We start from the raw sequence: 24,243 nt of genomic DNA, 5'->3' as shown, positions 1-24,243 counted from the left end.
GAGGGACGCGATGACCTGCGCAGACGCACGTCGCCCGGCCCGCGCCGGGTACGGCTCGGGCCGGGCGTGCGTCGGGTGTTCAGGCGCTCGGGCCGGCGCCCTCGAAGAGGACCGTCGTGACGGTCGGGTCGTAGCTCACGGTCACCTGGAGCCGGTCGCGCTGGTCGGCCGGCACGTTGAAGACGTAGACGCCCGTGGCCGTCGCCCCCGGCTGGACCGAGCCCGTGAACGGCTTGCCGCCCGGCCCGCTGAGGGGCTCGCCGGGCGCCAGGTCCTGCCCCGCGTAGACGTTGACGACCGCCTGGGTGAGCGGGACGGCCGCGGCGGTGCCGTTCGTGAGACGGACGGTCACGCGGACCGCAGGCCCCGCGACCTCGCCCGGGCCCTGCGCCTCGCCGGCGACCGACTCGACCTTCGTCAGCTCGGCGGTCACCCCCGACGCGAACGTCGCGGGCTGGTCGAGCGCGACGGCGGCCTCGGTGACCGGCGTGAACGGGGCCGCGGGGTCGGCGTCGTCCGTCGCGCCGCCGCCCGGCTCACCGGGTGCGGGTGCGGTCGGCGTCTCGACCGGGGTCGCGGGTGCGGTGGTCGCGTCGGCCGCGGACCGGGACGGGGTCGCGGACGACGTGGGTCCCGCCTCGGCGCTCCCCGACTGCGCCACCGCGGCCCAGACGACCCCGCCCGTCACGAGCACGACGAGGACGGCGACGGCGACGACCGCCCAGCGCGGCACGGGCCGGCGCGCAGGTGCCTCGCTCACGCCTCACCACCCCGGGCGTCGCCGACGGGACGGCGCAGCGTGCGCATCTCCGCGAACCACGAGCGGAGCGCGAGCGCGAGGTACCCGGCGGTCGCGAGCGCGAGCAGCGCGTAGACGACCCCGAACCCCGTGGTCCACCCGTAGAGCAGGAAGGACAGGCACAGCACGCCGTAGTCGGTCGGCGCGACGACCAGCGAGCGCAGCACCGACGGCCGGTCGCCGCCCGCGGTCGCCCGCATCGTCACGCCCGCCTGCCGGCGGAGCTGGTCGTTGAGGATCATCGCGAAGAACAGCACCGACCACACCGCCGAGTACGCGAGCGGCACGAGCAGCCACGCGTCCGGCACGACGTCGGCGCGGTACAGGCCGACCAGCAGCGCGAGGTGCAGGCTCGACACCTTGACCGCGTCGATGATGTGGTCGAGCCACTCCCCCGCGATGCTGCCGCCGCCGCGCAGCCGCGCGACCTGCCCGTCGGCCGAGTCGAACGCGTACCCGACCAGCAGCAGGACGGACACGACCACGCCGGTCCACCACGCGACGGGCGCGAGGGCGAGCACGCCGATCGCGGCGAACGTCCAGACGGCGCTGATCGCGGTGACCTGGTTGGGCGTGAGACCCGCGCGGTACGCCCACGCGGCCAGCACGCGCCCGGCCCGGCGGTTGACGAACCGCGAGTAGGCGGGTGCCCCGCGGGCGCCCTTCTGGACGGAGCCGAGACGACCGAGCGTCTCGCTGAACGACTCCGAGACCGAGGTGGTCACCGGCTCCTCCTGGTGCAGCGGCGTGGTCGTCATGCGGCACCGTCCGGGCGGGCCGGGACGGCGTCGGTGGGGACGCGCACGGGTGCGGGGTCAGGCGACGGTACCGCCGTCGCGTCGGACGCGGGACGCCGGCGGCCCGACGGTCGGCGACGGCCGCGGAATTCACCCGCGGCGAGCCGGCGGCACAGCCGCTCGTACCCGTCGGCGACGTCGTCCCAGTCGTAGTCCTCGGCCCGCCGGCGGGCCGCCGCGCCACGCACGAGCGCACCGGCCGGGTCGGCCTCCGCGTCCTCGACCCGGCGCGCGACGTCGTCGGGCGTCGCGAACCAGCGGCCCGCGTCGCCCAGCACCTCGCGGTTGAACGAGACGTCGTAGGCGACCGTCGGGGCGCCCGCGCCGATCGCGCGCAGCAGCGACGGGTTGGTGCCGCCGACGCTGTGGCCGTGCAGGTACGTGAGCGCGTGCGCGTAGAGCTGGTCGAGCAGGTCCTGGTCCCAGACGCCCCCGAGGAACCGCACGCGGTCGTCGGCTGCGGCGTGTACCCGACGCGTGTACTCGTCGGCGTACGGCGCGGACCCGACGACGACGAGCGGGAGCCGTGCCCCCGAGCGGCGGTAGCCCTCGACGACGAGCTCGACGTGGTTCTCCGGCTCGAACCGGGCCACCACGAGGTGGTACCCGCGCGCCTCCAGCCCGACCTCGGTGAGCTTGTCGGTGCCGAGGTCGTCGAGCAGCGGCGCGCCGTACGCGATCTGCTCGGTGCGCGCGCCGAACTCGGCGGTGTAGTAGTCCGCGATCCCGGCGGCGTCGGCGATCAGCGCGTCGGACCAGCGCACGGCGAGCGCCTCGGCGGCCCGGTAGTAGCGACGGCCCGCGCCGCCCCACTTGGCGCGGCGCCACTCGAGACCGTCGACGTGGGTCGCGACGGGGATGCGCGCGGCGCGCAGCGCGGGCAGGAAGACGGCGTTCGCGGCGTTGAACACGACCGCCGCGTCGTGCCGGTGCGCCACCTGGTGCCCGACCGACAGCGCGGTGTGGCTGAGCGTCTCGAGCGAGCGGCGGCGCAGCGCGGGCAGGTGCACGAGGCGCATGCCGCGGTACGCGGGGACGCGGTCCGCCGGCTCGGGCGTGCGGCAGTAGACCAGCACGTCGTGCCCGCGCGCGGCGAGCCGGCCGCCGACCTCGTCGACCGCGGTCTCGAAGCCGCCGTAGCGAGCCGGGACGCCGCGCGTGCCGATGAGCGCGATGCGCAGCGGCCCGTCCTGCGAGCGCGTCATGAGGGTCCTTCCGTCGTCCCGCACGCGGGGGTGGGTCCGGTCCGTGGGGGGACGTCGAGCATCCCTCGCCGCGGGCGCGGCGGGTACCGCCGTCCGGGTCGTCCGTCTGTGTCCGTTCCGGCCGCGACCGGACCGGTGAGCTCGCCGCGGTGCGGGCGGCGCTGCGTCAGTACGCGCCGGCGCCGGTGACCACGGCGCGGAACGTCTTCCACAGGATCATGAGGTCCATCGTCACGGACCAGTTGTCGACGTAGCGCAGGTCGAGCCGGATCGACTCGTCCCACGGCAGGTCGGAGCGGCCGCTGACCTGCCACAGCCCCGTGATGCCGGGCTTGACGCGCAGGCGCTGGTGGACGGCGTCGTGGTAGCCGAGCACCTCCTCGCGCAGCGGCGGGCGCGGGCCGACGAGCGACATGTCGCCGCGGACCACGTTGTAGAACTGCGGGAGCTCGTCGAGCGAGAACCGGCGCAGGACGCGCCCGACGGGCGTGACCCGCGGGTCGCGCGCCATCTTGAACATGAGCCCGTCGCGGTCGCTGCTGTCGAGCAGCTCGGCGCGGCGCCGGTCGGCGTCGCGGTACATGCTGCGCAGCTTCCAGATCGTGAACTCGCGCCCGTCGACGCCGACACGCGTCTGCGTGTAGAAGGCACGTCCGGGCGACGTGAGCCGCACCGCGAGCGCGGCCACGAGGATGACCGGCGCGACGAGCGTGAGGGCCACGAGGCCGAGCACGCGGTCCATGACCGCCTTGGCGACCAGGCGCCGCCGCGGGGGCTCGATCTCGAGCCGGAGCAGCGACAGGCCGGCCGTCGGGTGCACGCTGACGCGCTCCTGCGCGACCTCGACGAGTCCGGGCGCGACGACGAGCTCGGCACCCGCGCGGCGCAGCGCCCACGACAGGCGGCGCAGGGCCTGCCCGCTCAGCGCGTTACCCGCGACGACGACGACCGACACGGCGTAGTCGGACACGATCTGCGGGATGTCGGCGAGCGCCCCGAGCGTCGGGACCGGCACCTCGGTCTCGGGCTCGACGTCGGACAGGCACGTGCCGATCACGAGGTAGCCGTGGTAGGGCGCGAGGCCGAGGTCGTCGATCACGTCGGCGACGGCCACGGTGTCGCCGACCACGATCGTCCGCATCATCGCCTGCCCGCGGTTGCGTCGGGCGTGCAGGAACCGGCGGTGCACGTAGCGCGCGGTGCACGCCGCGGCGGCCGCGACGGGGACGCCGACGAGGACGACCTCACGCGGGACGGGCAGCGTCGTGAGGTAGGCGATGGCCATGACGAGTGCCGCGAGCAGCACCGACGAGCGCAGCAGCACCTGGAACTCGCCCGGACCGTCGCCCAGGTTGTGTCGCTCGTAGCCGCGCATCGCGGCGACCGTGACGGGCAGCGCGACGGCGGACAGCCCGCCGAGGAGCAGGGCGGAGGACCACGAGTCCCCGCCGAGAGCCGCGGCCGCGGTCACGCCCGCGCCGACCGCGATCGCGTCGATGGCGACTGTCACGCGCTGGTAGCCGGACGCGCTGTGCACCCACGGGAGCGCGCCGAGCGCGTCCTCGCCGGAGTTGTGCTCGGTCGCCCGGCGCACGAACGGCTCCGGGGACGCCCACGAGCGTCGGGGGAACTTGGCGGGTCGGCGCCGCTCGAGCCACGCGTCGGTCCGTTCGGACCCGTGCCCGGCTGTCAGCGTCATGAACACCCACCCCCCTCGTGCGAGAACTGTGGATGAACGTAATACGGGGTGTATGTCTGATTCATCACGCTCGGCCGCTTTTCACCCGTGCGCCCCACTGTGCCCTGACTCACACCCGATCGTGTTCACCCGGTGCCGGCCCCCTCCGGGCAGCGCTCTCCGCGTGTGCAGGGTGTCCGTCCAGGTCAGCGCGCGCGCAGCAGCCAGGCGTCCGCGGCGAGCCGGCCGTCGACGTCCGGCAGGTCGGCCAGGACCGACGCCACCGGGCGGCGCGACGCGAGGAGGTCGACGAGCGCGGCGGCGACCTCGGCGGGCGGCGCGTCGGGCGCCACGACCCCGTGACCGTGGTCCGCGAGCCACGCGGCGAGCCCCGTCTCGGTCGTCGCGAGCACCGCGCAGCCGTGCGCGAGCCCTTCGACGACCGGCAGCCCGACCTGCTCGCGCCACGTCCGCGTCCGCCGCGACAGCAGCACCGCGACGGCGGCCCGACGCTGGTGGGCGTGCACCTCCGCGCGCGGCGGGTCGACCACGACCGTGACCTCGGGCCGGTCGGCCACGGCCGCCCGCACCTCGTCCAGGAGCGGGCCCTTGCCGACGAGCGCGAGCCGCGCCCCCGGGTGCGCCGCGACGACCGCGGGCCAGGCCGCGAGCAGCTCACGCACGCCCTTGCGCTCCTCGAACGCGCCGACGAACAGCACCGCGTCGGGGTCCTTGCCGTCCAGCGGTCCGCACGCGCACGCCGTGGGCAGCGCGGGCAGCAGCACCTGGTCCGCGCCCCGCAGCGCGGGGACCCGCGCCTCGTAGAGCTCCTGCGCGGCGGGCGTCCCGAACACGACGCGGTCGACGCGGCCTGCGACGCGCGCGATCAGGCGCGCGTCGAGCCAGCGCCGGGCGCGGCCGGCGGGTCCGGGACGCGCGGGCGGGCGGAAGGGGTCGTCGTTCGCGATGGCGTAGGTGACGACGAGGGCGCGGGGCCGGCGCCGGACGCGCCGCGACAGGTCGACGGCCGTGAGCGCGAGCGCGGACCGCCGCAGGCTCGACACCATGAGGGGCTCGTTGACCTCGACCTCGCGCACGTCGGACCGCGCGAGCACCCACGCCGCGCGGGCGGGCCCCGCCTCGACGAGGTCGAGCCCGCGCGCGAGCGCCGTGTCGAAGTCGTAGCGACGCCGCCGGTAGACGATCGAGGCGGGCGCGAGCTCGTGGGCCCGCTCGAGGTGCGCGGTGCGCAGCGTCTCGTAGAGCCGGACGCGCGGCAGCGCGGTGCGGCCGGTGCCTGCGGCGCTCGCTGTCGTCACGGGTCTCTCCTCGTCGTCCGGGTGACCCCGCGGGGCCGGAGGGCCGTCCGGCCTGCGGTCTCACCCGCTCCCGGCCGCCGTCGCGGGGTGTGCGACAAGATAGCGTTCGTCCGTGCTCGGGATCGTCGTGGTGAGCTACGGCTCCGCCTCGCTGCTGCGCGCGAACCTCGCCGACGTCGACGTCGCCGCCCTGCGCCGACCGGCCGCGGTGGTGGTCGTCGACAACTTCAAGGGTCCGCGCGAGCGCTCCGACGTGCGCGCGGTCGCCGCCGAGCACGGCTGGGAGCTGGTCGAGAACCCGACGAACGCGGGGTTCGGCGCTGCGGTCGACACGGGCGTGGCGCGGGCCGCGGCGCTCGGCTGCACGTCCGTCGTCGTCGTGAACCCCGATGCGCGCGTCACGGCCGCGGTGCTCGCCGCGCTCGCCGACGCCGTCGCCACGTCCCCCGGGACCCTGGTGTCGCCGCGCGTGCTCCGGCCGGACGGCCGTCCGTGGTTCACGGGCGGCGCGCTCGACGTCGCCGGCGCCCGGACGCGCAACGTGGAGGCGCCCGCGGGCCCGCAGACGACGGGGTGGCTGTCGGGCGCGTGCCTCGCGGCGGACGTCGACGAGTGGACGCGCGTGGGCGGGTTCGACGACGACTACTTCCTCTACTGGGAGGACGTCGACCTGTCGGCGCGCTGGACGGCGGCCGGCGGCACGCTGGAGGTCCGGCACGACCTGGTCGTCGTGCACGACGTCGGCGGCACGCAGGAGACGGCCGGGTCCCGCGCGAAGTCGCCGACGTACTACCGCTACAACTGCCGCAACCGGCTCGTGTTCGCGGCGAAGAACCTGCCCCCGGCCGACGTCCGCCGCTGGCTGTGGCGCACGCCCGCGTACGCGTGGCAGGTGCTGCTGCGCGGCGGGCGGCGGCAGCTGATGCGGCCCGTGCGCCCGGTGGGGGCGGTCGTCCGCGGTTCCGCGGAGGGCGTCGGCTGGGCGGTGCGCGCCCTGGTGCGCCCCGTGGCGCGCGCACGACGGACGGAGGTGGCCGCGTGACGCGGGTCGGGGTCGACGCCCACGTGCTCGACGGCAAGTTCCAGGGCACGCGGACGTGGGTGCTCGAGACGCTGCGACGCGCTCCGGCGCTCGCGCCCGACCTCGCCTTCGTCGTGTACTCGGGTGACCCCGCGCGGACGGCGGCGATGCTCGGCGACGTCGAGGTCGAGCACCGCGTGCTGCCCCCCGGCGGGCCGGTCGGCCGCAACCTCCGCTTCTGGCCGCGCGCGATGCGCGAGGACCGCCTCGACGTGCTGGTGACGCAGTACTTCAGCCCGCCGCGCCACCCGGACCGTCAGCTCGTCGTGGTGCACGACGTGCTGTTCGAGACCCACCCGGAGTTCTTCGGCCGCGGGACACGCTGGCGCAACAAGCTGCTGGTGGGCTGGTCGGCCCGGCGCGCGGGGACGGTCGCCACGGTGTCGGAGTACTCGCGGTCGCAGATCGCGCGCGTCTACGGCCGGCGCACGGAGGACGTCCTGCTCGTGCACAACGGCGTCGAGCCGCCTCCGCCGTCGAGCGCCACGCTGCCTCCTCAGGTGCCGGCCGGGACGCGGTACGCGCTCATGGTCGGGCGCCTGGAGCCGCGCAAGAACCTCGCGCTCGCGCTCGACGCGTTCGCGCGGGTCGAGGACCCCGACGTGCGTCTGGTGGTCGTCGGGCGCGACGACTTCGAGGACCCGGCGACGCTCGCGCGCCTCGCCGCCGAGCCGCGCGCCGTCCACCTGAGCGACGTGCCGCAGGACGAGCTGTGGGAGCTGTACCGGCACGCGACCGTGTTCCTGTTCCCGAGCCGGGGCGAGGGGTGGGGCATCCCGGTGCTCGAGGCGCTCGCCGTGGGGACCCCGGTCGTCGCGTCCGACGCGACCGCCATCCCGGAGGCCGGGGGCGCGGCGTGCACCTACGTCGACCTCGCGGCGCCGGACGCCGCGGCCGCGTTCGCCGCGCACCTCACGGACGCCTTCGCGGGCCGGCTCGTGCTCGACGCCGACGCGGCGCGCCGACACGTGGAGGCGTTCGGGTGGGACCGGTCGGCCGACGAGCTGGTCGCGGCGCTGCGTCGCGCGGTCGCCCCCCGGGAGACCGCCGCGCGCTGACCGCCGGTCCTGCCGGCAACGGCCCCGTCCGGACCACCTCCGTGCGCCGAGCGCGCCCCGTCTCGTCGCAGGCGGCCCGCCTTCGGGCCGTCGCGGCGCGCCGACCGTCCACGTCCGCTGGACGGGACGACCGTCCGTCACCTGGACGCGTGACGAGGCGTTCACCCGTCCGGCCCTCCCCGCCGGTCGCGCACGCGCGGTTTCACCCCCTCGCGCACGCCTAGCAGAAGCACGCCGCGCGGGTGCGCCCACTCCCCCGGGCGGCGGAGCGCGGCGACCCGGAGAGCGCGCCGGCGGGGCCCCGCCGCACCCGCCCCGACGCCCGGCCAGGGCCGTTCGGGTGACAGCATCGATAACGATTTCGTCCGATTGGTACCAGGGTGGGCGAAACGCGACGCACCTGTGACATAACTCACCTGGAAAACTTGTCACCCCGGGCAATCCGGACATTCGCCGGTGAAGGCACAGGTCAGGGAATGTCGGATGTCGCCGCACGCGCACTTCGGGACATAACGGCTGACATAAAGTCGGGACCAGCGGCCCAAGTCCGGCGGAATCCCGCCGATAAGTTGAGTGGCGTCGCGAACCGCGGGCCAGGCAGCCCGCAGGTACCACCAGGGCTCCTGCCCCGGCCACGACCCGACCCGGTCGAGGGCCCCAGCGACTCTCATACCCCGAGGAGTTTTCGCATGTCTTCCGCACGCCTGCACACCTCCGCGCCGGTCCGCCGCGCCGCCCTCGCGGTGCTCACCGGTGCGCTCTCCGTGGGCCTCGTGAGCCTCGCGGTCCCGGCCTCCGCGACGACGCCCGACTACACCAGCAGCGCCCAGTCGCTCGCCGCGACCACCACCGCCCCGAAGACCGTCGCCGTCGACGCGTTCGGGCGCACGGTGCAGGGCGGCTGGGGCACCGCGACCACGGGTGGGGCGTGGGCCGCCGCCGGCGGCGACGCGACCGACTACACCGTCGCCAACGGCACCGCGAGCATGGCCGTGCGCAAGGCCGGCTGGCAGCTCAGCTCCTCGCTGCCGACCGTGAAGTCGACCGACACCGACCTCCGTGCGGTGGTCAGCCTCGACAAGGCGCCGGTCGGCGGTGCCGTCGACGCCGACGTCACGGGCCGCAACGTCTCGGCCACCGCGGCCTACCGCCTGCGCGCGAAGGTGCTGGCCGACGGCAACATCCGCGCGTCGCTGATCAGCGTGAACGGCTCGACCGTCACGACGCTCTCCTCGCAGACCCTCATGGGCCTGGGCACGGCCGGCAAGCAGCTCAACGTGCGCCTGGTCGTCACCGGCACCGCGCCCACCACGCTCAAGGCGAAGGTCTGGTCGACGACCGCGACCGAGCCCGCCGACTGGCAGCTCACCGCGACCGACAGCACCGCGGCCCTGCAGGCCCCCGGCGGCATCGCGTTCGCCGGCTACACCGGATCGTCCGTGACGAACGCCCCCATCACGGTCCGCGTCGCCGACGTGCGCGCCACGTCGACCGAGGCGTCGGTCCCCGCGCCCGTCGCCCCGGGTGCCGTCGGCACGTACGTCCCCGACGCCACGACCACGGGCGTCCCGAACGGCACCAAGCTCACCGTGCACAACGGCGACCTGACCATCACGACGCCGAACACCGTGATCGACGGGCTCGACGTGCGCGGCTTCGTCAAGGTCGCGGCGTCGAACGTGACGATCAAGAACTCGATCATCCGCGGCCGCGCGACCTCGACGCAGACCGCGCTCGTCACGAGCGCGTCCTCCACGGCGTCGGTCACGGTCGTCGACTCCGAGCTCTACAACTCCGTCCCCGGCCCCTGGGTCGACGGCGTGCGCGGCTACAACTTCACGCTCAAGCGCGTGAACCTGCACGACGTCATCGACATGGCCCACATCTACGGCGACAACGTCACCATCGAGGCCTCCTACCTGCACGACAACCTGCACTACGAGGTCGACCCCGCGCAGAACAACACCCCGAGCCACGACGACAGCATCCAGATCCAGAAGGGCAACAACATGCGGATCGTCGGCAACAACATCTCGGGCGCCTTCAACACCGGCATCCAGTTCACCCAGGACCAGGGCACCGTCTCCAACGTCACCATCGACAAGAACATGCTCGACGGCGGCGGCTGCACCGTGAACCTCGCCGAGAAGGGCAAGGGCCCCTTCCAGGGCATCACCGTCAAGGACAACAAGTTCGGGCGCACGACCAAGAACTACAACTGCGCGATCATCTCGCCGACCACCACGGTCGTCACGACCTCGAACAACTACTTCACCGACGGCGTCGTCGCCTCGGTCCGCAAGGGCAGCTGACCAGCCCTTCTGCACACCCCGGCTGCGCCGGTCCCACCGGGCCCGCGCAGGAGCACGACGGAGCCCGCCCCGGACACCCCGGGGCGGGCTCCGTCCGTGGTGGCTCAGGACGGCCGGGTGAAGACGTCCCACATGTCGAGATCCGTTGCCCCGCGGTCCCGACGCAGGTCACGAACAGGTCACGGCGTGCGGGACGGGTGTCCGAGACGCCGTGATTCCGCCGAATGGGTGTTTCTCCTATAGTCGGCGTGCGCGGCGAGCCAGGGCCGTCTACGCGACGAAGTCGCAGGCCCGGGCTCTCGCGGGCACGGCAGGACCCTCCACGAACGGGTGCTCCCACCCGTGACGGACCCTGTCGGATCGCCGCTCGACGACCTGGCCCCGACCTTCGGAGACCGCCCGTGCGAGGACGACACAGCGAGACGCAGCACCCGCCGACCCACCGCGCAGCACGCCGCCCACGGGCGGCCGCACCGACGCGGCGCCTCGTCACCACGGTCGCCTCCGCCGCCGCACTCGCCGTCGCCCTCGTCGTCGCGATCATCGCCCCCGCGGAGTCCGCGCCCATCGGCGTCTACCGCCCCGTCGCCCCGGACCGCGTGCTCTCCGGCACGACGCTCGCCGCCGGCGGCACCGTCACCGTCACGCTCCCCGCGGTCCCGGCGGGCGCGACGTCCGCGACGCTGCAGGTCACCGCCGCCCGCACGACCGCGGCGACCACCCGCGTCTCCGTCTGCCCCGGCACCGCGGTGACCGACGCCTGCACCGCCGCCCCCGCGCTCGTCGTCACGGCCGAGGAGCCCGCGTCCGCGACGGTCTCCGTGCCCGTGAGCGCCGCCCACCCGACCGTCACGCTCCAGGCGAGCGCCGACACCCGCGTGTTCGCCGACCTGCACGGGTTCGGCGTCGACGCCTCCAAGGGTTCCGCGGCCGAGGACTCGCTGTACGTGCCCGTCGACCCGCACCGCGTGCTCGAGACCACCGTCTCGGGCCGGGGCACCACGACCGTCGCCGTACCCGAGGCGCCGAAGGGCGCGACCGCCGTCGCCCTGCGCCTCACGTCGACCGCCAGCACCGAGACGTCCTACGTCGCCGTCTGCCCCCAGGGCCAGACCGCCGCGACGTGCGCCGCGACGTCGGTGCTCAACCCGATCCCGGAACGCGCACGGCAGGCGTCGCTCGTCGTCCGCCTCGGCGCGGGCGGGACCCTCCAGCTCTTCAACCAGCAGGGCGATCACACCGTCGCGGTCGACGTCGACGGCTGGTACGTCGCCCGGACCGTCAGCAGCACCGGCGGCAACCTCCAGACGCTCGAGGAGCCCGACACGCTCGGCGCGACGGTCGTGAGGTCCGGCGCGAGCACGTCGCTCCGGCTCGACGACGTCCCCGCCAACGCGACCGCCGTCCAGGTCCGCCTGACCGCCAAGGGAGCGTGGCGCCCGACCAGCGTGAGCGCGTGCCCGGGCACCGCCGCCTCCGACGAGTGCCGCGAGACGTCCTTCCTCGTCGCGTCGCCCGACGCGCCCGCGCGCAACCAGGCGCTCGTCCCGCTCGGCGGCTCGGCGCGCGACACCATCACGCTCACGTCGACCGACGCGAGCGTGCGCGTCACGCCCGAGGTCGTCGGGTACGTCGTCGGCCCCGGCGGCGTCACCGTGCCGCCCCCGACGCGGACGCCCACGCCCACCGTGACCCCCACGCCGACGCCCACCGCGACCCCGACGCCGACCCCGACGGCCACGCCGACCGCGACCGCCACGCCCAAGCCGACCGCGGCCCCCACGGCGACGCCGACGCCCAAGCCGCAGACGACGGCGGCACCCGGCTCGGCCAAGCCCGGCGCCTCGAACACGGGCGTCCCCGCCGGCACGCGGCTGACGGTGCACGAGGGCGACCTCACGGTCACCACGCCCGGAGCGGTCGTCGACTCGCTCGACATCCGCGGCTTCGTCAAGATCGCCGCGCCCAACGTGACGATCAAGAACTCGATCATCCGCGGCTACGCGACGACCATCCAGCGCGCGCTCGTCACCAACAACACGAGCGGTGCGAGCGTGCTGATCCAGGACAGCGAGCTCTACGCGCAGGCACCGTCCGCCCACATCGACGGTGTGCGCGGCTCGAACATCACCGTGCGCCGCAGCAACATCCACGACGTGATCGACGTCTTCCACCTCACGGGCGGCAACGTGACGATCGAGTCGTCCTGGCTGCACGACAACCTGCACTACGAGAAGGACCCGCTGCAGAACAACACCCCGAGCCACGACGACACCGTGCAGATCCAGGCCGGGTCCAACATCACCATCGTCGGCAACACCATCGAGGACGCGACCAACAGCGGCATCCAGTTCACGCAGGACCAGGGCGTCGTCTCGAACGTGACGATCTCCAAGAACTGGGCCGGCGGCGGCGGGTGCACCGTGAACTTCGCCGAGAAGGGCAAGGGCGCGTTCCAGGGCGTCGTCATCACCGACAACGTGTTCACGCGCGACCAGCGCGTCGCGAACTGCGCGATCATCGCCCCGTCGAGCACGACCAAGGTGCTGACCGTGGCGCGCAACACGTGGACCGACGGCAGCCCCGTGAGCGTCTCACGCGGCGACTGACGGCAGCGCGGACGACCGAGGCCGGCACCCGATCGACGGGGTGCCGGCCTCGGTCACGTCCAGGCGCGCGGCGGTACGGCGGACGCCGCCGCACGGCCCGCGGTCAGGCCTTGGTGTGGAAGCGCAGCTGCGCCTTCTCGAGCCCCTCGACCACGACCGCCTCCACGGCGTCCGCCGCCGCGTCGACCAGCCACGGCAGGTCCTTGAGCTCCGGCTTCGCGAAGTCCCGCAGCACGAAGTCGGCGGGGTCCATCCGGCCCGGCGGCCGGCCCACGCCGACGCGCACCCGCACGTAGTCCTTCGACCCGAGCGCCTTCGTCGTGTCACGCAGACCGTTGTGCCCGCCCTCTCCGCCGCCACGCTTGAGCCGCACGTCCGCGAACGGGATGTCGAGCTCGTCGTGCACCATGACGACCCGCTCGACGGGCACGCCGTAGTACGTCGCGAGCGCCGCCACCGGCCCGCCCGACACGTTCATGTACGTCGTCGGCTTCGCGAGGATCACGCGCGGACCGGGTACCCCGCCCGGGAGCGTCCCGAGCCGGGCCTCGGCGACGGCGGCCTGGGGCCGGCGCGACAGCACGCCGCCACCCCTGCCGCCGAACGACGCGCCCGTGCGGCGCGCGAGCTCGTCGAGGACCATCTGGCCCACGTTGTGCCGGTTGCCCGCGTACTGCGGCCCGGGGTTGCCGAGACCCACGACGAGCCACGGTCCGTCGGTCATGAACGCTCCCTGCGTCGAGGTCGGACGAACGACGACGCCCGGCACCGCAGGAACGGTACCGGGCGTCGCGGGTGGTGCTGGAGGCTCAGGCCTCGGCCGGGGCGTCCGCGGCGGAGGCGGCCGACTGCTCGGCGGCGAGCTCGGCAGCGGCCTCGTCGGCGGCGATGTCGTCGGCCGACGCCTGCGGCTGCGAGACGGTCAGCACGATCGCCTCGGCGTCGGTGACGAGCGTCGCGCCCTTCGGCAGCGTGATGTCGCCGGCGTGGACGATCGCACCGGCCTCGAGGCCCGCGATGTCGACCTCGACGTTCTGCGGCAGGTGCGTCGCCTCGGCCTCGAGGGACACGGCCTGCGTCTCGACGACGTGGATCGTGCCGGGCGCGGACTCGCCGACGACGTGCACGGGCACCTCGACGGAGACCTTCTCGCCCTTCTTCACGATGAGCAGGTCGACGTGCTCGATGACGTTGCGCACCGGCTCGATCTGGACGTCCTTGGCCAGCGCGAGGGTGGTCTTGCCGTCGAGCTCGATCTCGAAGAGCGCGTTCGCGTGCTTGACCGCGAGCATCGTCTCGTGGCCCGGGAGGGACACGTGGACCGGGTCCGAGCCGTGCCCGTACAGGACGGCGGGGATCTGGTGGGCGCGGCGCAGGCGGCGGGCGGCGCCCTTGCCGAACTCGGTGCGGGCGGTGGCGACGAGCTTGACCTCGGACACGGTGACTCCCAGGAGCAGGCGTCCGCGACCGGGCGCGGACGGGGTGACGGTGAGATGACGGTGCCGCCACCGGGGCGGCGGCACGTGACGAACGGCGTGGGTGGTGGCCTCGACGCGGGGCGCAGGACGGGCACGCGGAGGCGTGCGCCCAGTCGATCACGGAGCGGGGCGGCCGTGCGACCCGGGCGGTGGACCTCCACCGCACCTGGGCCACGTCGTACGACCGTCCGACGTCCCTCGCCGAGGCAACCTGACGATCTTACCCGCTGGCGGCACCCATCCCCAACTCCCCCCGGCCGGCCCACGACCGGGTGACCGCCCGGTCACCACACCCGGCGACCGTGCCCGGGACGTCGTGCGGGGCCGGGCACGGCGACGGCCCCGGACCCGCGTCGCGCGCAGGTCCGGGGCCGTCGGTGCAGGTCAGGCGTTGCCGTCGAAGAGCGACGTCACCGAGCCGTCGTCGAAGACCTCGCGGATCGCGCGCGCGATCAGCGGTGCGATCGACAGGACCGTGAGCTTCTCGAAGCGCGTCTCGTCCTCGATCGGCAGCGAGTCCGTGACGATCACCTCACGCGCGCCGCTCTCCTGCAGGCGCTCGGCCGCCGGGTGCGACAGGACGCCGTGGGTCGCGGCGACGATGACGTCCTTCGCACCCGCGTCGAGCAGCACGCGCACCGCGCCGGCGATCGTGCCGCCCGTGTCGATGAGGTCGTCGACGAGCACGCACGACCGGCCCTCGACCTCGCCGACGACGCGGTTCGCGACCGTCTTGTTGGGGCTGCGGATGTCACGCGTCTTGTGCACGAACGCCAGGGGCGCCCCGCCGAGCTTCGCCGCCCACTGCTCCGCGACGCGGATGCGGCCGGCGTCGGGCGAGACGACCGTGACGTTCGACGAGTCGACGCGCGTGCGCACGTAGTCGATGAGCGTCGGCATCGCCCACAGGTGGTCGACCGGGCCGTCGAAGAAGCCCTGGATCTGCGCGGTGTGCAGGTCGACGCTCATGAGGCGGTCCGCGCCGGCCGTCTTGAACAGGTCCGCCAGCAGGCGGGCCGAGATCGGCTCGCGACCGCGGTGCTTCTTGTCCTGGCGCGCGTAGCCGTAGAAGGGCGCGACGACGGTGATCGTCTTCGCGGACGCCCGCTTGAGGGCGTCGACCATGAGCAGCTGCTCCATGATCCACTGGTTGATCGGCCGGGCGTGCGACTGCAGGACGAACGCGTCCGACCCGCGCACCGACTCGCCGAACCGGGTGTAGATCTCGCCGTTCGCGAAGTCGTAGGCCGTCGTCGGCACGAGCTCGATGCCCAGGTGCTCCGCGACGTCCGTCGCGAGCTCGGTGTGCGCGCGTCCGGAGACGAGCACGAGGCGCTTCTCGCCGTCGTTCGAGACGATGCCGGTCATCGCGCCGACTCCTCAGGGGTCGTGCCGGCCGGGTCGGCGAGCGGGGTGGGCTGGTCGGGCAGGTCGGGCGGGGGCGTCTGACGCGGGCCGCTGGCGGCCTGGGCGGCGCGCTCGCGCTCGGCGCGCGCCTGCGGGGACAGCTCGTCGGCCGCGCCGACACCGGCACGCGCGGCGGCGTCGGCGGCGGCCGTGCCGGCCCGGGCGCGCACGACCCAGCCCTCGATGTTGCGCTGCGAGCCCGCGGACACCGCGAGGGCGCCGGGCGGGACGTCGCGCCGGATCACGCTGCCCGCACCCGTGTACGCGCCGTCACCCACCGTGACGGGCGCGACGAACATGTTGTCCGCGCCCGTGCGGGCGTGCGAGCCGATCGTCGTGCGGTGCTTGTTGACGCCGTCGTAGTTGACGGTCACCGACGCGGCGCCGATGTTCGTGTGCTCGCCGATCGTCGCGTCACCCACGTAGGACAGGTGCGGGACCTTCGAGCCCGTGCCGATCTGCGCGTTCTTCGTCTCGACGAACGTGCCGATCTTGCCGTCGGTGCCGAGCACCGTGCCGGGCCGCAGGTAGGCGAACGGGCCGACGCTCGCGCCCTCGCCGATCACCGCGAGCTCGCCGTGCGTGCGGCTCACCGTCGCGCGGGGGCCGACCTCGACGCTCGTGAGCGTCGTGTCCGGGCCGACCGTCGCGCCCTCGCGGACGACCGTCGCACCGTGCAGCTGCGTGCCCGGCAGCAGCGTGACGTCGCGCTCGAGCTCGACGTCCACGTCGACCCACGTCGTCGCCGGGTCGACGACGGTCACGCCGTCGCGCATCCAGTCCTCGAGGATCCGGCGGTTGAGCTCCGCCCGCAGCCGCGCGAGCTGCACGCGGTCGTTCACGCCCTCGACGATCACGGGGTCGTCCGTCCGCAGCGCCCGGACGTGGCGCCCGTCGGCGCGGGCGATCGCCAGCACGTCCGTCAGGTAGACCTCGCCCTGCGCGTTGTCGCGACCGAGCCGGCCGAGCGCGCCGCGCAGCACCGCCGCGTCGAACACGTAGATCGACGAGTTGATCTCGGTGATCGCGCGCTGCTCGTCGTCCGCGTCCCTCTGCTCGACGATGCCGAGCACGTCGCCCGTGCCGGGCTCACGCAGGATGCGGCCGTAGCCGGTCGGGTCGTCGACCTCGGTCGTGAGGACCGTCACGGCGTTGCCGTCCACGTGGTGCGCGGCGAGCAGCTCGCCGAGCGTGCCCGCGTCGAGCAGCGGGACGTCGCCCGCGACCACGACGACCGCGCCGTCGAGCAGCACGCCCGCGGCGGAGCCGGGCTCACCGACGCCGTGACCGGTCGCGCCGGCCGCCTGCGCCTGCGCGGCGGCGTCGAGCGCCGACATCGCGACCTGGACGGCGCGGCCGGTGCCGGGGATGTCGTCCTGGTCCGCGAGCAGCGCCTGCGGGTCGACCTCCGCGACGTGCGCCGCGACGGCCTCGCGACCGTGGCGGACCACGACGACGACCCGACCGGGGTCGAGCGCGCGCGCCGTGGCGAGCGCGTGGCCGAGCATGCTCCGGCCGGCGAGGGTGTGCAGGACCTTGGGGGTTGCCGAGCGCATCCGCGTTCCCTCACCAGCAGCGAGGACGACGACGGCAGCCGGGCGGGGGAACGTCACCTGTGGGTGCTCCTCGCGGGTCTGCCCGGAGCACTCCGGGCGGCGGGACCGTGGGCACCTGCACTCTACCGCCGCGTCCGGGGCGTCCCGACGGCCCGTCCCGCCGGCGCGCACCGCTCCCCCCGGACGCGCCGCGCACGGTGCCGTCGTGCACCCTGCTCCGCCCCCAGGATTCGAACCTGGACCGCAAGGCTCCAAAGGCCTGCGTGCTGCCGTTACACCAGGGCGGACCGGCGCCGTGCCGTCGGGGCGACAGTCTGCCAGGGACCGCGGGGCGGACCACGGCGGGCCCGGCGGGCGCACACGGCATGATGTTCCCCGTGGCTGCGGAGACGAGGCGAGCACCCCGCTCGCGCATGACGGGGACCGAACGTCGTGCGCAGCTGCTCGACGTCTCCCGCCGCCTGTTCGCCGAGAAGGGCTTCGACGGGACCAGCATCGAGGAGATCGCGTCGCGCGCGGAGGTCTCGAAGCCGGTCGTGTACGAGCACTTCGGGGGCAAGGAGGGGATCTACGCGGTCGTCGTCGACCGGGAGATCACGGCCCTCACCGGGGCGCTCACGGGCGCCCTGGAGGGCGGCGGCCACCCGAAGGTGCTGGTCGAGCGGACGACGCTCGCGCTGCTCAGCTACATCGAGGCGTCGGAGGACGGCTTCCGGATCCTCGTGCGCGACTCGCCGGTCGCGCAGGCGACGGGCACGTTCTCGAGCCTCATCGGCGACGTCGCGACGAAGGTCGAGCACCTGCTCGCCGACCAGTTCCGCAGTCAGGGGCTCGACCCGCGGACCGCGCCGATCTACGCGCAGATGCTGGTCGGGATGGTCGCGCTCACGGGCCAGTGGTGGCTCGACGCGCGCCGCCCGCGCAAGGCCGAGGTCGCGGCGCACCTCGTGAACCTCGCGTGGAACGGGCTGGCCGGGCTCGAGCGGCGCCCGGAGCTCACGCGCAACACCGAGCCGGTCGCGTGACGACACGCCCGGGTCCCGGTCCGGTTGTGTCGACGTCGAGTAATCTCGCGCTCATGACGCCGGGGACGGCGCCCGACGACCCCGGGGCGCAGGACGAGGTCGACCGGATCGTGCTCGCATGGGAGCGCGAGCGGCCGGACCTCGACGTGCGCCCGCTGACCGTCCTCTCGCGCGTGAGCCGGCTCGCGCGCCACCTCGACCTCGCCCGCCGCGGGGCCTTCGCGCGGCACGACCTGGAGACGTGGGAGTTCGACGTCCTGTCGGCGCTGCGCCGCGCGGGCGCCCCCTACCGCCTCTCCCCTGGCGCGCTGCTCACGCAGACGCTCGTGACGAGCGGCACCATGACGAACCGCATCGACCGGCTCGTCGAGCACGGTCTGGTCGAGCGGCAGCCGTCGCCGGACGACCGGCGCGGTGTGCTGGTGCAGCTGACGGAGGCGGGCCGGACGCGGGTCGACGCCGCGTTCGCGGACCTGCTGGACGTCGAGCGCGGGCTGCTCGGCGAGCTCGACGAGGCGGACCGGCAGCGGCTCGCGGACCTGCTGCGTGAGGTCGTGGCACCGTTCGACGCGTCGTGAGGGCATGACGGCGGCCCGACCGGCCCCGAGGGCATGACGGCGGCGGCTCGGCGGGCTGCCGCGGACGGTGCGCGCGGGCTCCTGCTCGCCGCGGTCCTGCTGTACGCGCTCAACCTGCGCGCACCCATCACCGCGCTCGCTCCCGTCGTCGACGACGTCCAGGCCGACCTGGGCCTGTCCGCGGCCGGCGTGGGCCTGCTCACGGGTGTGCCGGTGCTGTGCTTCGCGCTCGCGACGCCCCTCGTGGCCGTCCTGCTCGCGCGGCAGGGCACGACGCGTGTCGTGACGGCGTCGCTCGTGACGGTGCTGGTCGGGACGGTCCTGCGGTCCGTCGACGGGTTCGGCACGGCGCTCGTCGGGACGGTGCTGATCGGGGTCGCGATCACCGCGGGGAACGTCGCGGTGCCGGTCGTGATCGGCCGCGACTTCCCGTCGGCGGTCCCCCGGGCGACGGGGCTGTACACCGCGGCGCTCAACGCGGGCAGCGTGCTCACCACGACCCTGACCGAGCCGCTCGCGTCGCTCGTCGGGTGGCGCTGGGCGCTGGCGTCGTGGGGCGGGCTGGCGGTCGTGGGGCTGGTGGTGTGGCGGCGCGCGTACGGCCGGCGTGCCGATCCCCGGGTCCGGGCGGCGGGGGCTGCGGGCGACGACGAGGCACCGGCGGCCGGGTCGGGCGACGACGCGGCGGGGACGGGGCGCGCGCACGCGGGCCGCGCGGTGCCGGACGCCCTGCGCCGGCCGGTGACGTGGCTGCTCGCGATCTCGTTCGCCGGCCAGGCGTTCGGGTACTACGCCGTGAGCGCGTGGCTGCCGACCGTCCTGCACGACGGCACCGGCATGGACCCGACCGCGTCCGGCGGTGCGGCGGCGCTGTTCCAGCTGTTCGGGATGGTCGGCGGCGTGGCGGTGCCGATCGCGCTGTCACGGCACGTGCCGATGCGGGTGGTGTCGCTCGCGATCGCGCTCGGGTGGGTCACGCTGCCCATCGGGCTCGTGCTCGCGCCCGGCGCGTGGGGCGTGTGGTGCACGCTCGCGGGCGTCGCGCAGGGCGGCAACTTCGCGGTGATCTTCACGGTCGTGGCGCAGACCGCGGGGTCGCAGCGCGCGGCGCGGCGCATGTCCGCCGCCGTCCAGAGCTTCGGGTACGCGTGCGGCGCCGCGGGCCCGAGCGTGCTCGGCGCGGTGCACGCGGCGTCGGGCGGGTGGCAGGCGCCGCTCATGGTGGTGCTCGGCTCGATCCTCACGATGGCCGTGGCGGCGCAGCTCGCGCTGCGCACCGTGCGTCGGACGGCCTGACGGCGCACGGCTCGAGCGCGAGGGCGCGCGAGCGCGCGGCCTGCCGGCGCGGGGCCGGGCCGGCGTCAGGGCGCCGGCCGCCGCGAGGGCAGGTCGGTGCCGCGCGGCCGCGTGTCAGCCGACGACGCGCAGCAGCGGGTCGAGCGCGAGCATCCCGGCGACGCCGGCGGGCACCGTGACCGCGAGCCACCGGAGCGTCGCGCGCAGCGGCCCGGGTCGGCGTCCGACGGTGACGAGCAGCGCGACGGCGATCGACCCGAAGACGAGGGCGTCGCCCACGTAGTGCAGCCGGATGCCGTACGAGACCACGGACTCGGTCACCCAGACCGCGACGAGCAGCGCCTCGCCGAGCCCGCGCAGGCGTCCCGTCGCGGTGCGCCAGAGGTGGCCGGCGAGCCCGAAGACCGGCCCGCCGACGACGCCGGTCACGATCCACTCGGCGATCGACGTGAGCGAGAGCCCGAAGCCCCGAAGGTCCGCGGTGACGTAGTAGCCGACGACCTGCAGGACGCACGCGAGCAGACCCGCGACGACGGCGACGGGCCGGGTCCGCGCGCGGGCGCCGACGAGGAACGGCACGACGAGCCACGGGGACACGGCGTTCGCGAGCCCGGCGAACGGGGCGGGCAGGACCGTCTGGAGGAAGGACGTGGCGGCACCCCAGGCGAGCCCGAGCACCGCGGCGAGCCCGAGGACGGCGAGGGTCGCGGTGGTGCGGCGCGCGGGGGCGACGCCGGGGACGTCGACGGTGCTGGTCACGGCCCCGACGCTAGGTCCGCGCACGGGTGCGTCGCGTCGGTCCGCGGGAGGGGTGTGCCGCGATCACGTCGGCCCGTGGTCGGACGGGTCGACGACGTCGTGTGCGCCCGTAGGTCGACCCTCGGGCCCCTCGGCGCCTTAATGAGAACGATAGTCATCGTCTGCTACGGTCCTGCTCGTGACGCAGCCGCGTCGCGCCACGACCAGGAAGGAGCCGGTGCCGCCGCGCGGCACCTGACGACCTCATGACCCAGACCCACACCCGCCCCCGCCTCCGCGGCGCGACCCGCGCGGCCGCCGCCGCGCTCCCCCTCCTCCTGCTCGCCGCGTGCGCCGGCACCGCCGAGGACGCGACCCCCGCGTCCACCGCGACCGGGAGCACCCCGTCGAGCGACGCCGCCGAGGCCGCGACCTACCAGCCACGCCTCGTCGTCACGTACGACGGCGGCCTGCTCGTGCTCGACGCGGACACGCTCGAGACCGTCGACCGCATCGAGAAGGACGGCTTCCTGCGCGTCAACCCCGCCGGCGACGGTCGCCACGTGATGGTGTCGACCGACGCGGGCTTCCAGGTGCTCGACGCGGGCACCTGGGCCGAGGAGCACGGCGACCACGCCCACTACTGGACCGCCGACCCGGCCCTCACCGACGTCACCTACGCCGCCGAGAAGCCGGGGCACGTCGTCGTGCACGACGACCGCGTCGCGCTATTCGACGACGGCACCGGCGAGGTGACGGTGCTCGACGTGCACGACGTCGCGGGCGGCGAGGACGCCGTGACCCGCACGTACACGACCCCGTCGCCGCACCACGGCGTCGCGGTGCTGCGCGGGGACGACGCGCTCGTCGTGTCCGACGGCACCGAGGAGGAGCGCAGCGGCGTGCGGCTGCTCGACGCCGACGACGCCGAGGTCGCCGCGACCGACGCGTGCCCCGGCGTGCACGGCGAGGCGGTCGCCGCGGACGAGGTGGTCGTCGTGGGCTGCCAGGACGGCCTCGTCGTCGTCGGCGAGGACACGATCACCAAGGTCGCGAGCCCCGACGCGTACGGGCGCATCGGCAACCAGGCGGGCAGCGAGGAGTCGGCCGTGGTGCTCGGCGACTACAAGTCCGACCCCGACGCCGAGCTCGAGCGGCCGACGCGCGTGTCGCTCGTCGACACCCGCACCGCGTCGCTGCGCCTGGTCGACCTGCCCGCGTCGTACACCTTCCGCTCGCTCGGCCGCGGCCACGACGGCGAGGCGCTGGTCCTCGGCACCGACGGGTCGCTGCACGTGATCGACCCCGAGGCCGGGACGCTCACGCGCTCGATCCCGCTGATCGACGCGTGGACCGAGCCCGACGAGTGGCAGGAGCCGCGCCCGACGCTGCACGTCCTCGACCGGACCGCCTACGTCACGGACCCGGCGACGAACAGGGTGCTCGCGGTCGACGTCGCGACCGGTGAGGTGTGGCGGTCGGCCGAGCTCGACGTCACGCCGAACGAGCTGACGTCGGCGGCGGGGCGGCACGCGCACTGACGCCGCCCCTCCGACTCTCCCGGTGCCCGCGCGGTGGGGTGACCCGCGCGGGCACCGGTGAGTCGTGGGGCCCGGCGACGAACCGGAGGGGCCGCGAGGGCCGGTCCGGCGCGCCGGGCGCGGGTCGGTCAGGCGGGCAGCGCGACCGGGCGCCGGCCCGCGTCGACGACGTCGCTCGCGGCCGGCGGCTGCACGGGGGTGCGGTAGCCCTTGACGATCAGGTAGACCGCGAGGCTCATCTCCCAGGCGGTGACGGGGATCGCAGCGGCCATCGCGACCGGCGAGACCTGCGCGTACGCCCCGAACAGCACGAGCGTCGAGGACAGGAAGACGAGCGGGCCGCCGACGAGACCGAGCACCGTGATCGCGCGCGGGACGAGGCGCGCGCGGTGGACGACGGCCGCGAGCACGAGGGTGTTGAGACCGATCACGAGCCCAGGCCCGAGGAGGAACGTCCAGTCGTGCACGGCGACGAGTCCGTGCGCGACGGCGACGAGCGCACCGTCGTCGGCGGTCCCCTCGACGCCCGCGGCGCGATCCTGGCGCAGCGTGACGAGCGCGAGCGTCGCGACGATGCCGACGCAGATGACGGCGGCCTCGAGCAGGCGACCTGCGACGTACGCGATCGAGGCCGCGGGCGCGTGCCGCCGGATCACGGGGTAGATCGTGACGGCCGTCCCGATGCAGGACACCGCGAGGACAACCTCGAGGAAGCCGCCGAGCAGGACCTGGGTGTCGGCCCCGGCGCTGAGCACGTACCCCGGGTCGCTCAGCGCGGGCTGGTAGAGAACGAGCCCCGCGACGGCGGCGACGGCGGCGAGGACGAAGAAGGCGCCGACGACGACGGCGTTCCCACGGCTGGGCTTCATGGCGGTACTCCTGGGTCGAGGAGGTGTACGGCGTACACCTGATGTCTGCCGACCATAGGTGTACGGTGTACACCGGTCAAGGAGGTGACCTGAATGGCGGACGAGCGACGCGCGCCGCTCACACGCGACCGCGTGCTGGACGCCGCTGTCGACCTGGCCGACGCCGAGGGCGTCGACGCCGTGAGCATGCGGCGGCTCGCGCAGGAGCTCGGCGTCGTGCCGATGGCGCTCTACAAGCACGTCGCGCACAAGGACGAGCTGCTCGACGCGATGGTCGACCGCGTCGTCGGCGAGATCCCGGCGACCGACCCCGACCTGCCGTGGAAGGACGCGCTGCGCACGCGCATCCTCGACGCGCGCGCCGCGCTGCTCCGGCACCCGTGGGCCCGCCGCGTGCTCGAGGCGCAGGAGGCGCCGACACCGGTCATCCTCGGCCACCTCGACGCGACCATCGCGATCCTGCTGCGCGGCGGCCTCACGACCGACCTCACGCACCACGTCATGCACACGCTCGGCAGCCGTGCACTGGGGTTCAGCCAGGAGCTGCACACCGAGTCGACGGCCGCGGGCACGCCGCTCGACGAGGAGACCGCCGCGATGTTCGTCGCCGCGTTCCCGCACGTCGTCGCGGTCGCGAGCGCGGCGTCGCACGATCGCGGCAGCGTCGTCGAGGCCGGCTGCGACGACCGGTTCGAGTTCGAGTTCTCGCTCGACCTGCTGCTCGACGGGATCGAGCGGCTGCACCGCGACGGGTGGACGTCGACGACCGCGCGCGCTGCTCGCCGCACCCCCTGACCTGCGCCGTCGCGGGTCCGCACGCGCGCCCCGGCCCTCCCATCCGGACGCCCGTCCGACTCGCCGGGATCGTCCACGCCTCGGCGCGCGGCTTGACGCGAG

20 protein-coding genes and 1 tRNA gene are annotated in these 24,243 nt (G+C 74.7%); 9 read left to right on the top strand and 12 right to left on the bottom strand.

From position 1 onward, the window contains the following. Nucleotides 1–79: 79 nt before the first annotated feature. The 5 genes from KOV94_RS07965 to KOV94_RS07945 form a co-directional block, all read right to left on the bottom strand. Entirely contained in the window at nt 80–760 is a 681-nt protein-coding gene (locus KOV94_RS07965; protein ID WP_124342946.1) for a hypothetical protein, read from the bottom strand. Beyond that, nucleotides 757–1,557: a CDP-alcohol phosphatidyltransferase family protein gene (locus KOV94_RS07960; protein WP_124342945.1), complete on the bottom strand. Its 801-nt coding sequence runs from the start codon at nt 1,555–1,557 to the stop codon at nt 757–759. Before KOV94_RS07960 ends, KOV94_RS07965 begins: the two co-directional genes overlap by 4 nt. Next, the gene (locus tag KOV94_RS07955; RefSeq protein ID WP_218051751.1) at nt 1,554–2,801 is read right to left on the bottom strand and encodes a DUF1972 domain-containing protein; all 1,248 of its coding nucleotides are present in this window, start codon (nt 2,799–2,801) and stop codon (nt 1,554–1,556) included. Before KOV94_RS07955 ends, KOV94_RS07960 begins: the two co-directional genes overlap by 4 nt. 166 nt (nt 2,802–2,967) lie before the next feature. Next, nucleotides 2,968–4,500, bottom strand: coding sequence for a sugar transferase (locus KOV94_RS07950; RefSeq protein WP_124342943.1), 1,533 nt, complete (start codon nt 4,498–4,500; stop codon nt 2,968–2,970). Between the two features lie 185 nt (nt 4,501–4,685). Beyond that, nucleotides 4,686–5,798, bottom strand: a complete 1,113-nt coding sequence (locus tag KOV94_RS07945; protein WP_218051750.1) for a glycosyltransferase family 4 protein — start codon at nt 5,796–5,798, stop codon at nt 4,686–4,688. Nucleotides 5,799–5,910: 112 nt separating this feature from the next. Between KOV94_RS07945 and KOV94_RS07940 the strand changes: the two genes are divergently transcribed. From KOV94_RS07940 to KOV94_RS07925, 4 genes are all read left to right on the top strand, one after another. Then, the gene (locus KOV94_RS07940) at nt 5,911–6,840 is read left to right on the top strand and encodes a glycosyltransferase family 2 protein (protein ID WP_218051749.1); all 930 of its coding nucleotides are present in this window, start codon (nt 5,911–5,913) and stop codon (nt 6,838–6,840) included. Then, nucleotides 6,837–7,937 (top strand): glycosyltransferase family 4 protein, encoded by a 1,101-nt coding sequence (locus tag KOV94_RS07935; protein WP_124342941.1) that lies wholly within the window; start codon nt 6,837–6,839, stop codon nt 7,935–7,937. The genes KOV94_RS07940 and KOV94_RS07935 overlap by 4 nt, the downstream gene beginning before the upstream one ends. 689 nt (nt 7,938–8,626) lie before the next feature. Next, nucleotides 8,627–10,249, top strand: coding sequence for a right-handed parallel beta-helix repeat-containing protein (locus KOV94_RS07930; RefSeq protein ID WP_124342940.1), 1,623 nt, complete (start codon nt 8,627–8,629; stop codon nt 10,247–10,249). 401 nt (nt 10,250–10,650) lie between these two features. Beyond that, nucleotides 10,651–12,858 (top strand): right-handed parallel beta-helix repeat-containing protein, encoded by a 2,208-nt coding sequence (locus KOV94_RS07925; RefSeq protein ID WP_124342939.1) that lies wholly within the window; start codon nt 10,651–10,653, stop codon nt 12,856–12,858. Between the two features lie 103 nt (nt 12,859–12,961). Here the strand turns inward: KOV94_RS07925 and pth are convergent, their stop codons facing one another. From pth to KOV94_RS07900, 5 genes are all read right to left on the bottom strand, one after another. After that, entirely contained in the window at nt 12,962–13,582 is a 621-nt protein-coding gene (pth, locus tag KOV94_RS07920) for an aminoacyl-tRNA hydrolase (RefSeq protein ID WP_218051748.1), read from the bottom strand. A gap of 85 nt (nt 13,583–13,667) precedes the next feature. Further along, entirely contained in the window at nt 13,668–14,297 is a 630-nt protein-coding gene (locus KOV94_RS07915; RefSeq protein ID WP_218051747.1) for a 50S ribosomal protein L25/general stress protein Ctc, read from the bottom strand. 423 nt (nt 14,298–14,720) lie between these two features. Beyond that, on the bottom strand, nt 14,721–15,704 hold the full coding sequence (locus KOV94_RS07910; RefSeq protein ID WP_124342936.1) for a ribose-phosphate diphosphokinase: 984 nt from the start codon (nt 15,702–15,704) through the stop codon (nt 14,721–14,723). After that, a complete protein-coding gene (glmU, locus tag KOV94_RS07905) occupies nt 15,701–17,356 on the bottom strand; it encodes a bifunctional UDP-N-acetylglucosamine diphosphorylase/glucosamine-1-phosphate N-acetyltransferase GlmU (RefSeq protein ID WP_218051746.1) in 1,656 nt (551 codons plus the stop codon). The genes KOV94_RS07910 and glmU overlap by 4 nt, the downstream gene beginning before the upstream one ends. A gap of 158 nt (nt 17,357–17,514) precedes the next feature. Beyond that, nucleotides 17,515–17,586, bottom strand: a tRNA-Gln gene (locus tag KOV94_RS07900). Between the two features lie 126 nt (nt 17,587–17,712). Between KOV94_RS07900 and KOV94_RS07895 the strand changes: the two genes are divergently transcribed. The 3 genes from KOV94_RS07895 to KOV94_RS07885 are packed head-to-tail and all read left to right on the top strand — an operon-like array spanning nt 17,713 to nt 20,198. Next, nucleotides 17,713–18,324, top strand: a complete 612-nt coding sequence (locus tag KOV94_RS07895; protein WP_124344214.1) for a TetR/AcrR family transcriptional regulator — start codon at nt 17,713–17,715, stop codon at nt 18,322–18,324. A gap of 53 nt (nt 18,325–18,377) precedes the next feature. Then, entirely contained in the window at nt 18,378–18,902 is a 525-nt protein-coding gene (locus KOV94_RS07890) for a MarR family winged helix-turn-helix transcriptional regulator (RefSeq protein ID WP_124344215.1), read from the top strand. A gap of 33 nt (nt 18,903–18,935) precedes the next feature. Then, nucleotides 18,936–20,198, top strand: coding sequence for an MFS transporter (locus KOV94_RS07885; RefSeq protein WP_218051745.1), 1,263 nt, complete (start codon nt 18,936–18,938; stop codon nt 20,196–20,198). Nucleotides 20,199–20,312: 114 nt separating this feature from the next. Here KOV94_RS07885 and KOV94_RS07880 read toward each other — a convergent pair whose 3' ends face one another. Next, entirely contained in the window at nt 20,313–20,957 is a 645-nt protein-coding gene (locus KOV94_RS07880; protein WP_124343782.1) for a DUF6518 family protein, read from the bottom strand. A gap of 245 nt (nt 20,958–21,202) precedes the next feature. Between KOV94_RS07880 and aztD the strand changes: the two genes are divergently transcribed. Then, on the top strand, nt 21,203–22,477 hold the full coding sequence (gene aztD, locus KOV94_RS07875) for a zinc metallochaperone AztD (RefSeq protein ID WP_218051744.1): 1,275 nt from the start codon (nt 21,203–21,205) through the stop codon (nt 22,475–22,477). 128 nt (nt 22,478–22,605) lie between these two features. Here the strand turns inward: aztD and KOV94_RS07870 are convergent, their stop codons facing one another. After that, nucleotides 22,606–23,346 (bottom strand): DUF4386 domain-containing protein, encoded by a 741-nt coding sequence (locus KOV94_RS07870; RefSeq protein WP_218051743.1) that lies wholly within the window; start codon nt 23,344–23,346, stop codon nt 22,606–22,608. A gap of 93 nt (nt 23,347–23,439) precedes the next feature. On the opposite strand from KOV94_RS07870, the gene KOV94_RS07865 reads away from it, so the two are divergent. Then, complete coding sequence (locus KOV94_RS07865) at nt 23,440–24,141, top strand: TetR/AcrR family transcriptional regulator (RefSeq protein WP_218051742.1); 702 nt, start codon at nt 23,440–23,442, stop codon at nt 24,139–24,141. Nucleotides 24,142–24,243: the final 102 nt, after the last annotated feature.

The sequence above is a fragment of the Cellulomonas algicola genome, from assembly GCF_019024305.1.
Lineage (GTDB): Bacteria > Actinomycetota > Actinomycetes > Actinomycetales > Cellulomonadaceae > Cellulomonas > Cellulomonas algicola.
Note: the sequence above shows the minus strand (reverse complement) of the source record. Positions and strands in the feature narration are given on the sequence as shown.

Bases quoted from the DNA above. Each gene is read 5' to 3' on its own strand.
- KOV94_RS07960 (WP_124342945.1), bottom strand. From the start codon at position 1,557: ATGACGACCACGCCGCTGCACCAGGAGGAGCCGGTGACCACCTCGGTC.
- KOV94_RS07955 (WP_218051751.1), bottom strand. From the start codon at position 2,801: ATGACGCGCTCGCAGGACGGGCCGCTGCGCATCGCGCTCATCGGCACG.
- KOV94_RS07950 (WP_124342943.1), bottom strand. From the start codon at position 4,500: ATGACGCTGACAGCCGGGCACGGGTCCGAACGGACCGACGCGTGGCTC.
- KOV94_RS07930 (WP_124342940.1), top strand. From the start codon at position 8,627: ATGTCTTCCGCACGCCTGCACACCTCCGCGCCGGTCCGCCGCGCCGCC.
- pth (WP_218051748.1), bottom strand. From the start codon at position 13,582: ATGACCGACGGACCGTGGCTCGTCGTGGGTCTCGGCAACCCCGGGCCG.
- KOV94_RS07910 (WP_124342936.1), bottom strand. From the start codon at position 15,704: ATGACCGGCATCGTCTCGAACGACGGCGAGAAGCGCCTCGTGCTCGTC.
- KOV94_RS07895 (WP_124344214.1), top strand. From the start codon at position 17,713: ATGACGGGGACCGAACGTCGTGCGCAGCTGCTCGACGTCTCCCGCCGC.
- KOV94_RS07890 (WP_124344215.1), top strand. From the start codon at position 18,378: ATGACGCCGGGGACGGCGCCCGACGACCCCGGGGCGCAGGACGAGGTC.
- KOV94_RS07885 (WP_218051745.1), top strand. From the start codon at position 18,936: ATGACGGCGGCGGCTCGGCGGGCTGCCGCGGACGGTGCGCGCGGGCTC.
- aztD (WP_218051744.1), top strand. From the start codon at position 21,203: ATGACCCAGACCCACACCCGCCCCCGCCTCCGCGGCGCGACCCGCGCG.
- KOV94_RS07870 (WP_218051743.1), bottom strand. From the start codon at position 23,346: ATGAAGCCCAGCCGTGGGAACGCCGTCGTCGTCGGCGCCTTCTTCGTC.
- KOV94_RS07865 (WP_218051742.1), top strand. From the start codon at position 23,440: ATGGCGGACGAGCGACGCGCGCCGCTCACACGCGACCGCGTGCTGGAC.